The organism is Acidovorax sp. 56 (assembly GCF_002749705.1).
Taxonomy (GTDB): domain Bacteria; phylum Pseudomonadota; class Gammaproteobacteria; order Burkholderiales; family Burkholderiaceae_C; genus Acidovorax.
This window is the reverse complement of record NZ_PEEV01000001.1, coordinates 450,887-464,796: the sequence shown is the minus strand read 5'-3', so window position 1 is coordinate 464,796 and position 13,910 is coordinate 450,887. Positions and strand designations below refer to the sequence as shown.

At 65.7% G+C, this 13,910-nt stretch carries 13 protein-coding genes; 10 read left to right on the top strand and 3 right to left on the bottom strand.

Translation table 11 applies throughout. The annotated features are described in order from the left end of the window. Positions 1-56 precede the first annotated feature (56 nt). From CLU88_RS01920 to CLU88_RS01890, 7 genes are all read left to right on the top strand, one after another. A complete protein-coding gene (locus CLU88_RS01920; RefSeq protein ID WP_099655147.1) occupies positions 57-953 on the top strand; it encodes a GNAT family N-acetyltransferase in 897 nt (298 codons plus the stop codon). Positions 954-989: 36 nt separating this feature from the next. Next, positions 990-1,943, top strand: a complete 954-nt coding sequence (locus tag CLU88_RS01915) for a glyoxylate/hydroxypyruvate reductase A (RefSeq protein ID WP_099655146.1) — start codon at positions 990-992, stop codon at positions 1,941-1,943. 278 nt (positions 1,944-2,221) lie between these two features. Further along, positions 2,222-3,625 carry an aspartate aminotransferase family protein gene (locus tag CLU88_RS01910; RefSeq protein WP_099655145.1) on the top strand — a complete coding sequence of 468 codons (1,404 nt, stop codon included), beginning with the start codon at positions 2,222-2,224 and terminating at the stop codon, positions 3,623-3,625. A gap of 96 nt (positions 3,626-3,721) precedes the next feature. After that, positions 3,722-4,216 carry an Lrp/AsnC family transcriptional regulator gene (locus CLU88_RS01905; protein ID WP_099658574.1) on the top strand — a complete coding sequence of 165 codons (495 nt, stop codon included), beginning with the start codon at positions 3,722-3,724 and terminating at the stop codon, positions 4,214-4,216. A gap of 128 nt (positions 4,217-4,344) precedes the next feature. Next, on the top strand, positions 4,345-4,740 hold the full coding sequence (locus CLU88_RS01900) for a (2Fe-2S)-binding protein (protein ID WP_099655144.1): 396 nt from the start codon (positions 4,345-4,347) through the stop codon (positions 4,738-4,740). Beyond that, positions 4,737-6,125, top strand: coding sequence for an NAD(P)/FAD-dependent oxidoreductase (locus tag CLU88_RS01895; protein ID WP_099655143.1), 1,389 nt, complete (start codon positions 4,737-4,739; stop codon positions 6,123-6,125). The genes CLU88_RS01900 and CLU88_RS01895 overlap by 4 nt, the downstream gene beginning before the upstream one ends. Next, complete coding sequence (locus CLU88_RS01890) at positions 6,122-7,306, top strand: FAD-binding oxidoreductase (RefSeq protein ID WP_099655142.1); 1,185 nt, start codon at positions 6,122-6,124, stop codon at positions 7,304-7,306. Before CLU88_RS01895 ends, CLU88_RS01890 begins: the two co-directional genes overlap by 4 nt. A 144-nt stretch (positions 7,307-7,450) precedes the next feature. Here CLU88_RS01890 and CLU88_RS01885 read toward each other — a convergent pair whose 3' ends face one another. Continuing rightward, positions 7,451-8,155 carry a hypothetical protein gene (locus tag CLU88_RS01885; protein WP_143225924.1) on the bottom strand — a complete coding sequence of 235 codons (705 nt, stop codon included), beginning with the start codon at positions 8,153-8,155 and terminating at the stop codon, positions 7,451-7,453. Between the two features lie 406 nt (positions 8,156-8,561). Beyond that, positions 8,562-9,461: a LysR family transcriptional regulator gene (locus CLU88_RS01880; protein ID WP_099655140.1), complete on the bottom strand. Its 900-nt coding sequence runs from the start codon at positions 9,459-9,461 to the stop codon at positions 8,562-8,564. Between the two features lie 103 nt (positions 9,462-9,564). Between CLU88_RS01880 and CLU88_RS01875 the strand changes: the two genes are divergently transcribed. The 3 genes from CLU88_RS01875 (at position 9,565) to CLU88_RS01865 (ending at position 12,736) form a co-directional block, all read left to right on the top strand. Continuing rightward, positions 9,565-10,539 (top strand): tripartite tricarboxylate transporter substrate binding protein, encoded by a 975-nt coding sequence (locus CLU88_RS01875; RefSeq protein ID WP_099658573.1) that lies wholly within the window; start codon positions 9,565-9,567, stop codon positions 10,537-10,539. Positions 10,540-10,620: 81 nt separating this feature from the next. Then, entirely contained in the window at positions 10,621-11,454 is an 834-nt protein-coding gene (locus CLU88_RS01870; RefSeq protein ID WP_099655139.1) for a substrate-binding domain-containing protein, read from the top strand. 202 nt (positions 11,455-11,656) lie between these two features. Then, a complete protein-coding gene (locus CLU88_RS01865; protein WP_099655138.1) occupies positions 11,657-12,736 on the top strand; it encodes a porin in 1,080 nt (359 codons plus the stop codon). Between the two features lie 227 nt (positions 12,737-12,963). Here CLU88_RS01865 and CLU88_RS01860 read toward each other — a convergent pair whose 3' ends face one another. Continuing rightward, the gene (locus tag CLU88_RS01860; RefSeq protein WP_099655137.1) at positions 12,964-13,863 is read right to left on the bottom strand and encodes a LysR family transcriptional regulator; all 900 of its coding nucleotides are present in this window, start codon (positions 13,861-13,863) and stop codon (positions 12,964-12,966) included. Positions 13,864-13,910 lie beyond the last annotated feature (47 nt).

Here is a 13,910-nt window from a genome sequence, read left to right as displayed (position 1 = left end):
CTGGCGCGTTGTCGGCCAAGATAGGCAGCAATTTCACTGACAAGAGGTTGCCGTACATGCACTTGAAGTCCCCTTTTTCGGCACTGGAAAACGCCGCTCCAGCCGACGACGGCGTGCTGCTGCGCCCCATGACCGAGGCCGATCTGCCCAGCGCCCACGCCCTGTCGGCGGAGCTGCGCTGGCCCCACCGTCCCACCGATTGGGAGCAGGTGTTTGCCCACTCCGAGGGACTGGTAGCCGAGCGCGATGGCCAGATCCTGGCCACGGCACAGCGCTGGCGCTGGGGCCCCGCACACGCCACCATTGGCCTCGTGATCGTCACCCCCGCCTGCCAGGGACGCCGCATTGGCCACCGGCTGATGACCACGCTGTTGGGTGGCCTGGAGGACTGCACGGTGCTGCTGCACGCCACGGCTGAAGGCCGGGGCTTGTATGAACGGCTGGGCTTTGTGCGCACGGGCGAAGTGCGCCAACACCAGGGCGTGGCGCAGCCCACCCCGCTGATTGCCCTACCCTCAGGCTGGCGCCTGCGCCCTGCAGGCCAGAACGAAGCCGCCGCCTTGCAGCAACTGGACACGGATGCGCGTGGCATGCCCCGGCCTGCCTTGATAGAAGACCTGCTGGCCCAAGCCGATGCCTGCGTGGTTCTGGACCATGACGGCACCCAACAAGGCTTTGCCATGCTGCGCCGCTTTGGCCGAGGGCACGCCATTGGCCCGGTGGTGGCCCCCGATGCCGAGAGCGCCAAGGCACTCATTGCCCACCTGGCGGGCATGAATGCGGGTCACTTCACCCGCATTGACATCGACTTTGACTCGGGCCTGGCCGAATGGCTGGAAAGCATTGGCTTGCTGCGGGTAGACGCCCCCACCACCATGGTGCGTGGCACGCCTTTACAGCACCCGGCAGACGCACCCAAGCTGTTCGCCATCGTCACCCAGGCCGTGGGCTGATTTCTCCTTTTTGTCTTTGCTACCGCACACCATCGCATGAGCCCCCAAGCCCCCCTGCCCTCCGCCACCTTTGTCTACAAATCTGACCCGGTGCGAGGCCGGCAGTGGGCCGAGGTCTTCCGCGCCCAGGCGCCCGAGATCGACTTTCGCATCTGGCCCGACATGGGCGATCCGGCCAAGGTGCGCTTTCTGGCAGCGTGGGAGCCGCCAGAGAACATTTCGGAGTGCTTTCCCAACCTCCAGGTGTTGTTCTCTTCGGGTGCGGGCGTCGATCAGTTCAACTTTGCCGCCCTGCCGCCCGAACTGCCCGTGGTGCGCATGGTGGAGCCCGGCATCGTGCAAGGCATGGTCGAGTACGTGACCCGCGCCGTGCTGGACCTGCACCGCGACATGCCCCAGTACCGCCGCCAACAACAGCGCGGCGAATGGAAGGCCCTGCCCGTGCGCCCTGCCAGCCAGCGCCGCATCGGCGTGCTGGGCCTGGGCTCGCTGGGGCAAGCCGTGCTGCAGGCACTGCAAGGCCTGGGCTTTGCCTGCGCAGGCTGGAGCCGGTCACAACACCAGATGGACGGTATTTGCTGCTACGCCGGCAGCGACGAATTGCCTGCGTTTCTCGAAAAACTCGACGTGCTGGTGTGCCTGCTGCCGCTGACCGATGCCACGCGCGGCTTTCTGAACGCCGACCTGTTCAGCCGTCTGCCTGTGGGGGCTGCGCTGGTGCATGTGGGCCGTGGGCCGCAGCTGGTCACCGCCGACCTGCTGGCCGCCCTGGCCACGGGGCAGCTCAGCGAAGCCGTGCTGGACGTGACCGATCCCGAACCCCTGCCCACCGCGCACCCACTGTGGCGCCACCCCCAGGTGCAAATCACCCCTCACATTGCGAGCATGACCCAGCCCCTGAGTGCAGCTGCGGTGGTGATCGACAACCTGCACCGCTTTCACGCAGGCGAGCCCATGACAGGGCTGGTGGACCGCGCACGCGGCTACTGAAGGCGGCCACGGCATGCAGCCATCGGCGTTCAACCTTGTGCACTGCTGCTGCATTTCGGGGCGATGCAACGCGCCTTCGCACCACACCTGGGCGTACCAAACGATCTGCTGTAGAGCCCGCAACAACCGCAGGCTGCTGTGCCAAAGCCCCCCAATTGCAGCACCAAGTTGAGGGGCAATCGGCCTAACCTTTGTCTTCATGAAGCCGCGTTGGCAACACCCCGGCGCCCCTTGATTTCAGACCTTTGCAAGCCTCTTGCCCACCACCCTCCAATGCCATGACCCACTCTGAAGCCCTGCCCCAACTCGCTGCGCTGGACGCGCTGGACCGTGCCCACCTGATCCACCCGGTGGCGCCCTGGCGCACGCACGAAGAGCGCGGCCCCAACATCCTCACCGCCGCACAAGGCATTTGGCTGACCGATGGCAAAGGCCAGCAACTGCTGGACGCATTCGCAGGCCTGTGGTGCGTGAACGTGGGCTACGGGCAAGAGAGCGTGGTGCAGGCTGCTGCCGACCAGATGCGCAAGCTGCCCTATGCCACGGGGTACTTCCACTTCAGCAGCGAGCCCGCCATTCGCCTGGCCGACAAGCTGGTGCAGATCTCGCCTGCGTCGCTGCAGCACGTGTACCTCACGCTGGGCGGCTCTGAATCGGTGGATGCGGCCGTGCGCTTCATCGTGCAGTACTACAACGCCTTGGGCAAGCCGGGCAAGAAGCATTTCATCGCACTGGAGCGCGGCTACCACGGCTCGTCGTCCACTGGCGCAGGCCTCACGGCGCTGCCAGTGTTCCACCGTGGGTTTGACCTGCCCTTGCCCACGCAGCACTACATCCCCTCGCCCAACCCTTACCGCGCCGCCAACCCGGCCGATGGGCAAGCCATCATCGATGCGTCCGTCGCAGCCCTGAAGGCCAAGGTGGCCGAGCTGGGTGCCGAGAACGTTGCCGCGTTCTTTTGCGAGCCCATCCAGGGCTCAGGCGGCGTCATCGTGCCGCCCAAGGGCTGGCTCAAGGCCATGCGCGAGGCCGCGCGTGCGCTCGACATCTTGTTTGTGGTCGACGAAGTCATCACCGGCTTTGGCCGCACAGGCCCCATGTTTGCGTGCGACGCCGAGGGCGTAGAGCCCGACCTGATGACCGTCGCCAAGGGCCTGACCTCTGGTTATGTGCCCATGGGCGCCACACTGATGAGCGACAAGGTGTACGCGGCGATTGCCGATGGCGCTCCCAAGGGTGCCCCCATTGGCCATGGCGCCACCTACTCCGCCCACCCGGTGAGCGCCGCCGTGGCACTGGAGGTGCTGCGCCTGTACGAAGAAGGCGGCGTTCTGGCCAACGGCCAGCGCGTGGCCCGCGCGTTTGGCCAGGGGCTGGACGACTTGCTGGCCCACCCGCTGGTGGGCGATTCGCGCCACCGTGGCCTGCTGGGCGCACTGGAGCTGGTGAGCAGCAAAACCACCAAGACGGGGTTTGATGCCGCGCTGGACCTGCCCACCCGCATGGCCGCCACGGCCTACCGCAATGGCATTGTGTTCCGTGCGTTTGGCGACAACATCCTGGGCTTTGCGCCCGCGCTCACGTTCACCGAGTCGGACTTCGGCCTGATGTTTGAGCGCCTGAAGAAGACTCTGGACGATGTGCTGGCCGCACCCGATGTGCGGGCCGCCTTGAAAGACTGAAGCGTACCGAAAGAACACGTGTAAACCACATCGCTACAGCCCCCTGCGCAGCCGCAGAATGGATGCACTCTTTTCTTCAAGCCCCTGCACACCATGATGAACGAAGCCTTCAAGATCGACCGCCTGGACCTGCGCATTCTGGGCCAGTTGCAAAAGAACGGCCGGATGACCAATGTGGATTTGGCCGACGCGGTAGGCCTGTCGCCCAGTCCCTGCCTCATCCGCGTCAAGCGGCTGGAGCAGGCGGGCTACATCGCAGGCTACGGTGCCCACCTGCGGCTCGAAAAGCTGGGCGACACGCTCACGGTGTTCACCGAAGTCACCCTGTCTGACCACCGCCGCGAAGACTTTGCCCGCTTTGAGGCCGCGCTGCGCGAGGTGGACGAGGTGCTGGAATGCCACTTGGTGAGCGGCGGGTATGACTACCTGCTGCGCTTCCTGACCCGTGGCGTCAACCACTACCAGGAAGTGATCGAAGACCTGCTGGAGCGCAACCTGGGCATTGCCAAGTACTTCAGCTACATCGTCATCAAGTCACCCTTCATCAAGACGCACTGCCCTATCGAGCGCCTGTTTCCGCACCAGCGCTGACCTGATCGCTAACACCCCATGCCTGCACCCGCCTATTCCACTTCCAAATCATTTGTGTCTAGGCGCGAAGCCGCAGACAGTGCTGCAGCACGGCAAGGCGAAGCAACAACGACACGGATGATTTAGAAATGGAATACACCCCACCGCCGCGCTTTGTGCGGCTGGCCGAGGCCAACCGGCCCGCCGTCCCTCTCACCATCGATGCAAAGCCCTGCACTGCACTGGAGGGCGACACCTTGCTGGTGGCCCTGATGTGCAACGGCCGCCGCGCCCGCGACAGCGAATTTGGCGATGGCCCCCGTGCGGGCTTTTGCCTCATGGGCGCGTGTCAGGACTGCTGGGTGTGGACACCGCAGGGCGAACGGTTGCGTGCCTGCTCCACCCCCGTGGCCGCCAACATGGCGGTGCTGACACAGCCCCCGGCCCAGCACTGGCCGGTGACGCAAGACCTGGCCGAATCGCTGCAACGCCATGGGCAACCCCTGCCCGTGCGGGCAACACCGGCAAGCGAGGGCACCGCATGACAGCCCCCCGCATCGTCATCGTAGGCACCGGCCCCGCCGGCGTGCGCGCCGCGCAAGCGGTGGTCGAGACAGGCCTGCGCCCCACGGTGGTAGACGAAAGCCGCCGCGACGGTGGCCAGATTTACCGCCGCCAGCCTGAAGGGTTCAAGCGCCCCTACAGCAAGCTCTACGGCACCGAAGCGGCCAAAGCCCAGGCCCTGCACAGCAGCTTTGAAGCCCTGCGCCCCCACATCGATTACCGGCCTGACACCCTGGCCTGGAACCACACAGCAGGCGAGTTGCATGTGGTGAGCCAGGGTGAGCCCGCCACGCTGGCGTATGACGCGCTCATCTTGTGCGCTGGCGCCACCGACCGGCTCATGCCCGTGCCCGGCTGGCACCGCGCAGGCTGCTACAGCCTGGGCGCCTCGCAAATCGCCCTCAAGGCCCAGGCCTGTGCCATTGGCTCGCAAGTGGTTTTCATGGGCAGCGGGCCGTTGCTTTACTTGGTGGCGTCGCAGTACGTGCAAGCCGGGGCCAAAGTGGTCGCCGTGCTGGACACCGCGCCCGCCAGCAAACCCTGGAAGGCCATCACCGGTCTGCTCGCCCGCCCCACGCTGGCTTTGCGTGGTCTGGGGCTGATACGCGGGCTGCGGGCTGCGGGCGTGCCGGTGCTGCAAGGGATCACTCCGGTACAGATTGACGGTGACGATGCCCTGGGCGTACAGGCCGTGGCGGTGCGCACCGCGCAGGGTGCCATCCAGCGCTTTGAATGCGACGCGGTGGGCCTGGGCTGGCACCTGCGGTCCGAAACCCAGCTGGCCGACCTGGCCCAGTGCGAATTTGCGTTCGAGCCCCTGAGCCGCCAGTGGCTGCCGCGCATCGACGAAGATGGCCGTAGCACCACCAGGGGCGTCTACCTGGCGGGCGACGGCACACGCATCCTGGGCGCCGATGGGGCCGAGGCGGCGGGCCGACTGGCGGCACTGGCCGCCCTGAGTGACGCAGGCCACGCGACAGGGCAAGTGGCCTACCGCGACCAGGCCCCTGGCCTGCGCGGCACGCTGGCCAACATGGACCGTTTCCGCCAAGGGCTGGTGCATGCCTTTCCTTGGCCGCATGCGCAAGCCGCCCTGTTGCCCGATGACGCCATCGTCTGCCGCTGCGAAGCCGTGACGGCGGGCGAGCTGCGCCGCTGCGCAACCGAGCTGGACAGCCAGGAAGTCAACCGCGCCAAGGCCTTCAGCCGCGTCGGCATGGGTCGCTGCCAGGGGCGCTTTTGCGGCCATGCAGCCGCCGAGGTCATCGCACACACCTGCAGCATCCCTATCGAACAGGTGGGCCGCCTGCGCTCGCAAGCCCCCGTCAAACCCCTGATGATGAACACCCGCGAGGTGCAGCCATGAGCAGCGCACACCCTCACACGACCCCATCCACCACGCAGGAGAGCGACGTGCTGGTGCTGGGCGGTGGCCTGATGGGCACCACCACCGCGTTCTTTCTGCGCCAGCATGGCAAGTCCGTCACGCTGCTGGAGCGCGAGCTGGTGGGCCGCCAAGCCAGTGGAACCAACTTTGGCAACGTGCGCCGCCAGGGCCGCGAGCTGCACCAGCTGCCCCTGGCCAACCGCGCACGTGCGGTGTGGGGCCGCATCAAGGACCTGCTGGGCGAAGACGCGGAGTTTGTGCCCTACGGCCACCTGCGCGTGTGCTACACCGAAAAGCAGGCTGCCATCATCGAAAAACACACGCACGACGTGAAACCCTACGGGTTGCGCCTGGAGATGCAGACGGCCGAGCAGCTGCGCAAGCGCTGGGGCATTTTTGCGCCGGGGGTGGTGGCAGGCTCGTACTCACCCGAAGATGGACACGCCAACCCACGCCTGGCGGGCCCTGCCTTTGCCCGCGCTGCGCGCCGCGCAGGCGCGAACATCGTGGAGCACGCTGAGGTGTTGAAGGTGGAGCACGACGGCCACGGTTTTACCGCCCACACGGCTGACGGCCGCCGCTACCGTGCGCCGCAGATGCTGGTGGCCTGTGGTGCCTGGTCCAACCGCATGGCCGAGCAGTTTGGCGAAGGCGTATCCCTGGACCCGCGCGGCCCCCAGATGGGCGTGACAGAACCCCTGCCCTACGCCATCGGCCCGTCCATCGGGCTGTCATCGCCCATAGAGCACGAGGGGCTGTACTTCCGCCAGATATCGCGCGGCAACATTGTGTTTGGCGGCGGCCTCAAAGGCCCGGCCTATGCAGACCACATCCGCGCTTACTCCAAGCCCGACAACATCCTGCGCCAGCTGCGCGAACTGCGCCGCTTTGTGCCTGCTTTTGAGCATGTGCAACTCATTCGCGTATGGAGCGGCATTGAAGGCTACACCCCCGACTGGCAGCCCATCATGGGTCCCAGCGCCAAGGTGCCGGGGCTGCATTACGCGTTTGGCTTCAATGGCGAGGGCTTTGCCATCAGCCCCGGTGTGGGCGAGACCATGGCAGAGCTGATGGCAACGGGACGCACCGACATTCCGCTGGGGCCCTACTTCATTGGCCGACCTGGGGCGCAAAGGGCAGAGGCCGCCAAAGCCGCCTGAGTACGGCTAGATGTGACAGATCAGAGCCCCCATAAAAAAGCCCCGCATGCCTGTGCATGCGGGGCTTTTTGCTTTGGATTGCGGGCACAGCAGCCCCCAACAAGGCACCACTGCAAGCCCGGTCAACGCCGGAGGCTGATCGGCTTACTGGCCGTTCAGCAGCAGGCGCGTGGCTTCTGAGGTCTTCACGCCGTTGGCATTGGCCGAGCGCAAGAACAAGCCCTTGTATCGGCCCGAGGCCACCAGCCACGCGTAGCTGACGTTGCCGGTGGTCGCACCACCCGTGACTTCGACCTTGATCTTGCACGCAGGGAAAGTGCCAGCCAACACCGTCACCGACTCGACCGAGTAGGTGGTGGTGCTGGTCTGTGCCAGCGCAGGCTGTGCGGTGCCGCCGACTTCTGTGGTGGTGGAGAAGCTGGCCACATAAGGCGTATTCAGAGCCGGGCTCACCGGGCCGCCGGTGTACGCATACGGCGTGAAATAGCTGCTGGCTGTGGTGGTGGCGCCCTGGAACAGATTCGATACGGTCAATCCATAGGTCTGCCGCACATCGCCAACGACGCTCGAATAATTGTTCTCGGTCGTCGTCATGACGGCGCCACCAAACGATCCGTTGATGGCCACATTGCTGTAGGTGGTGGTGTTGACCTGGTTCACCAGGAAGAGGCCCGTCCTGCCGCGAAAGCTCGCGCCATTGGACGTTGCGAACTTGCGCTGCTGGGTGGCAATGACCGTAGTTCCGTCCGTGTGGTACACGTTGGCGTCGATCTGGGCGGTGTTGCCGGCCACCGTCATCACATGGCCGTCTTCGCTACAGCCGGCATCCGCCACTGGGGTCGGGGTCACGGGGGTGGTGTCCCCTGGGGTGGCTGGATTGCCAGGCGTGACCGGAGTGGTCGGGCTGGTATCGCCACCCCCGCCTCCACCACCGCATGCCGACAGCACGCACAGTGCTGCAGCGCAGAGCGCTGCAGTGGTGGTTTTGGAGAACATGAAGAGACCAGAGATGTTGGATGGATTTTTGGTTTCTGGAAGATTCACGGAAAGCCCTCTGTGTGTAAAGAGGGGCGTAGCCTATGCGAGGCGCCGCAAAATTCTCATGCCATTGCACTCCGTTACACCGGCGTATCGCGGAGGCTACCAAAAAGCATTTCGGCAGGAAATTCGCTGGCTATTTTGTAAAGAATGCGTTAACGCAGGGTCAACCGATGCACGCCAGGCCTGCCTCCCCATGGCGCACCGTGCCCATCCCTCAATCCACCGCACGCAGTTGAAGCAGCCGCTGCCGCAGCGCTTCAGCCGCCGGGGCCAGCACACGGTCGCGCCGCTGCAGCAGCCCCAGGGTGCGCCACAGGTCAGGTGCCGTCATGGGCACACCGCAGACCCGTGGCGAATCGGACGACAACGCCAGCTGCGGCAGCACGGCCAGGCCCAACCCCGCCTCCACCAACGCCAGGGCCCCGGCGACATGGTTGCACTCGTACCAGGCCACAGGTCGCTCGGGCAAGTCGGCGGTGGCCTGGTCCAGCAGCAGCCGGTTGGCACTGTCACGCGATACCGACACCAGGCGTTGCCCGGCCAGCTCTGACCAGGCCACATCTTCGCGCCCAGCCCAGCGGTGGTTGCGCGGCATGGCGAGCACATAGCGTTCGCGGGTCAGCGCTTCAAAGCGCAGCGCCGACTCCTGGCTGCCAGTAAAGCTCAGCCCAAAATCTGCCTCCCCCCGCAGCACCGCGTCCAGCACCTGGCTGGCGCTTTCGTCGATGACATGCACCTGCACTTCGGGCTGGGCTACCGCAAAGGCGCGCAGCACGCGGGGCAATACATGGGTGGCCACCGAGGGGATGCAAGCCACCGCCACGCGCCCTCGGCGCAGTTGCACCTGGTCGCTCACGCGCTGCACCGCCTCGTCCAGCCCCACCAGGGCCGCACGCGCTTCCAGCAAGAACTCTTGCCCCACGGCCGTCAGCGCCACGCTGCGGGTGGTGCGCTCGAGCAAGCGCACCCCCAGGGCCAGCTCCAGCCGCTCCACACGCCGGCTCAGGGCCGGGGCAGACAGGCACAAGGCCTCGGCCGCCAACCGAAAGCTCTCTTTTTCTGCCGTCACCACAAAGGCCTGCAGTTCTCCCAGGTCGAATTTAATGCGCTGCATGCAATAGTCGCTTCATAAATTGCAATTCACAGATTATTGCGCGCTACCTAGACTGGCGCCTTTCGCACGGCCGACCGTGTTTCGGCCCCTTCTGGAATTGACCATGCAACGACGCCCCTTGATCGCGGCAGCTGCCCTTGCGGCCTGCCTCCCACTGGCCCACACCGCCGCGCAAGCCCAAGACTTCCCGCCCAAGAAGCCCATCACCTTGGTGGTGGGCTTTGCGGCAGGTGGCTCGGCAGACATCGCCGCCCGCGTGATTGCCAAGAAGCTGGGCGAGAACATCGGCCAAAGTGTGATCGTGGACAACAAGCCCGGCGCCGGGGGCAACCTGGCCCACGCCCAGGTGGCAGCAGGCCCGGCAGATGGCACGGTGCTGCTGTTTGGCTCCATCGGCCCCCTGAGCATTGCCCCCCATTTCATGAGCGTTCGCTACGACCCGCTCAAAGACCTCGCCCCCATCACCATGGGCGTGACCTTCCCCAACGTGCTGGTGGTGCCCGCCAGCACGGGCATCAAGACCCTGGGCGAGTTTGTGGCCAAGGCCCGGCGCGAGCCCGGCAAGCTGGACTTTGCCTCCACCGGCCCCGGCTCCGCCGCCCACCTGGCGGGCGAGCTGCTCAATGACGTGGCCAAGATCGATACCGTGCATGTGCCCTACAAGGGCGGCGCCCCCGCACTGCAGGACGTGCTGGGCGGCCGTCTGGCCTCGTTCTACGCGGCGCCCCCCACGGCTTTGCCCCATATTGAATCGGGCAAGCTCATCCCGCTGGCCACCACAGGCCTGACCCGCCCAGCCTACCTGCCCAACGTGCCCACCGTGGCAGAGACCTTCCCAGGCTTCAACGCCACCAACTGGTACGCGTTCGTGGCCTCCGCCAAGACGCCCAAGCCTTTGCTGGACCGCTGGAACACCGAGCTGGTGAAAGTGCTCAACAGCCCCGAGGTGCGCGAGAACCTGCTCAAGCACGGCCAGACAGCCGCCCCGGGCACCCGTGAGGAGCTGGGCCAGTTCATCGCGGCAGAGAACACCAAGTGGAGCCGCATCATCCGCGAGCGCAAGATCACCGCCGACTGATTCCCGAGCGGCGGCATTCCACCGCCGTCTTCAGCCGCCCATTCCAACCCGCAGACAACAACAACGACCCGGAGACAAACCATGCAAACCCTTCCAACCACCACCGCACACACCCAGCCCCGCCGTCGGGTCATCGGAGCCCTGCTGGGCGCTGCTTTGAGCCTGGGCCTGGCCCTGGGCGCGGCCACACCGTCCAGCGCGCAAGCAGCAGAGATCCGCGTCATCACCTCGGGCGGCTTCTCAGCCGCTTACGACCAGCTCATTCCGCTGTACGAGCAGGCCACCGGCCACAAGGTGGTCACGGCGCGGGGCGCCTCCATGGGCACCGCCCCCGATTCCATCCCCAGCCGCTTTGCCCGGGGCGAGGCGTTCGACATCGTCATCCTGGCCGACTCGGGGCTGGAAGCGCTCATCACCCAGGGCAAGGTGCAACCCGGCAGCCGTGTGGACCTGGCCCGTTCGATGATTGGCATGAGTGTGCGCAAGGGCACGCCCAAGCCCGACATCAGCACGGTGGAGGCGCTCAAGCAAACCCTGCTGAACGCCAAGTCCATCGCCTACTCGGCCAGCGCCAGCGGCACCTACCTCTCGACCGAGCTGTTCCAGCGCCTGGGTGTGGCCGAGCAGATCAAGGACAAGGCCACCAAGATTTACAGCGAGCGCGTGGGCACCGTGGTGGCGCGCGGCGATGCAGAGATCGGATTCCAGCAGGTCAGCGAGTTGCTGCCGTTCAAGGAGCTGGACTACGTGGGTGCCTTGCCCGATGAAGTCCAGCAGCGGGTGTTCTTCTCGGCCGGGGTGGCCGTGGGCACACAGAACCCCGAGGCGGCCCAGCACCTGATCCGCTTCCTGGCCGCCCCCGCAGCAGCCGCCATCGTGCGCAGCACCGGCATGGAGCCAGCGGCAGCCCGCTGACCTTGGGGCGCGACCCCATTGCGCCCTGCGCCAAGCGCCCTGCCCCCAATCCCCAGCGCCAACGTCCTGCGCACCGGCCGCACCCGGCGCGCGCTGTTGGCGCCACCCATTGCCCAACCGATCAGCCACAGCGCACCAGCACAGCCTGGTGCGGCGCTGCGCTGCGCCCAGACCGCAGCCACATTCAAAAACAAGGAGACCTATGACCCCCAAGCACCTGGCCCTGGCCGCCGCCCTGGCCACACCCGCACTCGCCACACCTGTTGTCGCGCTAGCTCAAAGCAGTCTCACCATTTATGGCATTGCCGATGTCGGCGTGCGCCACAGCACGGGCATGACGGCAGCCAACGCACCCAGCAGCGGATCGGTCAGCAGCGTGGCCAGCGGTGTCAACAACACCAGCCGCTTTGGCCTGCGCGGCCGCGAAGACCTGGGAGGCGGCCTGCATGCGCTCTTCAACCTGGAGACTGGGCTGAACCTGGACACCGGCAGCCCCGCCAATGCCAACAAGTTCTTCGACCGCGCATCCACCGTGGGGCTGGGCGGCGACTGGGGGCAAGTCACCGCTGGGCGCCAAACCAACCTGCTGGCCGATGCCATCAGCCCGGTGGACCCGGTGGGCATGCGCTTCGCCTCGTTCAACCCCAACATCGCCACGGCCGCCCTGAGCAGCCACGGCCTGGGCGTGGAGTACGGTGCGGCAGGCTCCACCAGCGGCTCCTACCGACTGGACAACGCACTCAAGTACACCGGCCGCTTCGGCCCACTCACCGCCCGGGCGATGTACAGCTTTGGCGAAAACACCGGCCGTGCTTCGGCCCAGTCCTCCGTCGGTGCAGGCCTCTCCTACACCAACGCAGGCTGGGTCGTCTCCGGGGCGCACCAGCGCTTCAAGACGGCCAGCGAGCTGCCGCTGCAAGCCAGCACGCTGGGCGCGGCGTACCAGTGGGGCAGCGTGCGCCTGGCCGTCAACACCGCACGCCACCAGGGCGACACCTCTGCCACCGCCCGCACGGTGCAGCGTGTGCACTCCGCTGGCGCTACCTGGTCGGTGACCGATGCGGTGGACCTCACCGCCGCTGTGTATCGAATGAACCGCCAGCGCACCGGCCTGCAAGCCGACGGCTACACCCGCGCCATGGTGTTTGCCGAGTACAAGCTGTCGCGCCGCACCAAGTTGTATGCCGAACTGGACCGCACCCAGTGGCGCGCGGGCTACCAAGGGGTGGCCAACCCAGACCGCGCCACGGGCATCACAGCCGGGGTGCTGCACACGTTTTGACTTCGGGCTCGGGGGCATCCTGGCTACGGTGGCTGATGCGCCTGAATCACTATCAAAAAAATAGCTGCTAGCGCTTAAAGAATAAGCGCTAGCAGCCAAAATCATTCATATATTTCTGTGATCCGGGGCACCCGCGTAAGTGCAGATGGCGCACGCAGCAACTGCGATCCAAATGGAGCCGAAGCAGCGCACGACCGGAGACATCCCCCCAGCTCAGGCCCACACATTCAGCGGCCCTCCATCCACCCCGCCGCTTCCTCCATCAAGTGGCCCTTGAACACCTGTGCAATCGGCGACAACTGCTTGCCCTTGGGCCACACCAAGTGCCATTGCGACTGGATGGGAAAGCCCTGCACATTGAGCACCGCCAGGCCCTCGTGATGGGCCCCGAGGGCGTGGCGCGAGACGATGGAAACGCCCAATTGGCCCTCCACCGATTCTTTGATGGCTTCGTTGCTGCCCAGCTCCAGCACGGCGCTGGGCGCAAAGCCAAGTTGGCGCAAATGTGCATCGGTGGCCATGCGGGTGCCCGAGCCTTTCTCCCGCAAGATGAAGCGCTCGGCCTGCAATTGATCGATCTGGATGCGCTTTTTGGCGGCCAGCCGATGGCCTGCGGGGGCGATGAGGACCAGCGGGTTGGGCATGAGGATATGGTCTTCCAGCGGCAGATCGCTGGGCGGCATCGACATCACGTAGAGATCGTCCTGGTTGGCACGCAGACGGGTGATGACGTGGTCGCGGTTGAGCACTTCGAGCGAGATGTCGATGTGCGGATGCAGCTTGCAAAAGCTGCCCAGCAAGCGCGGCACAAAGTATTTGGCGGTGCTGACCACGGCCACCTTCAGGCGCCCGCTGGTCAGGCCCTTGGCGCCTGAAACGCGCTGCTCAAACGCATCCCACTCGCCCGCAATGGCGCGCGCCGTGCGCGCCAGGGCTTGCCCCGCCTCTGTGAGGTGCACGCGGCGCGACACCACCTCGTACAAGGGCAGGCCCACGGCCTGCGTCACCTCGCGCAGCTGCATGGACGCCGTGGGCTGCGTGACATGCATGACCTTGGCGGCGGCACTGACGCTGCCGGTCTCAGCCAGAGCCAGGAAAAGGCGCAGTTGGCGAAAAGTGATGTTCATAGATTTTTATCTATACATAACTGCATTTAAATCGATTTTACTTTGCA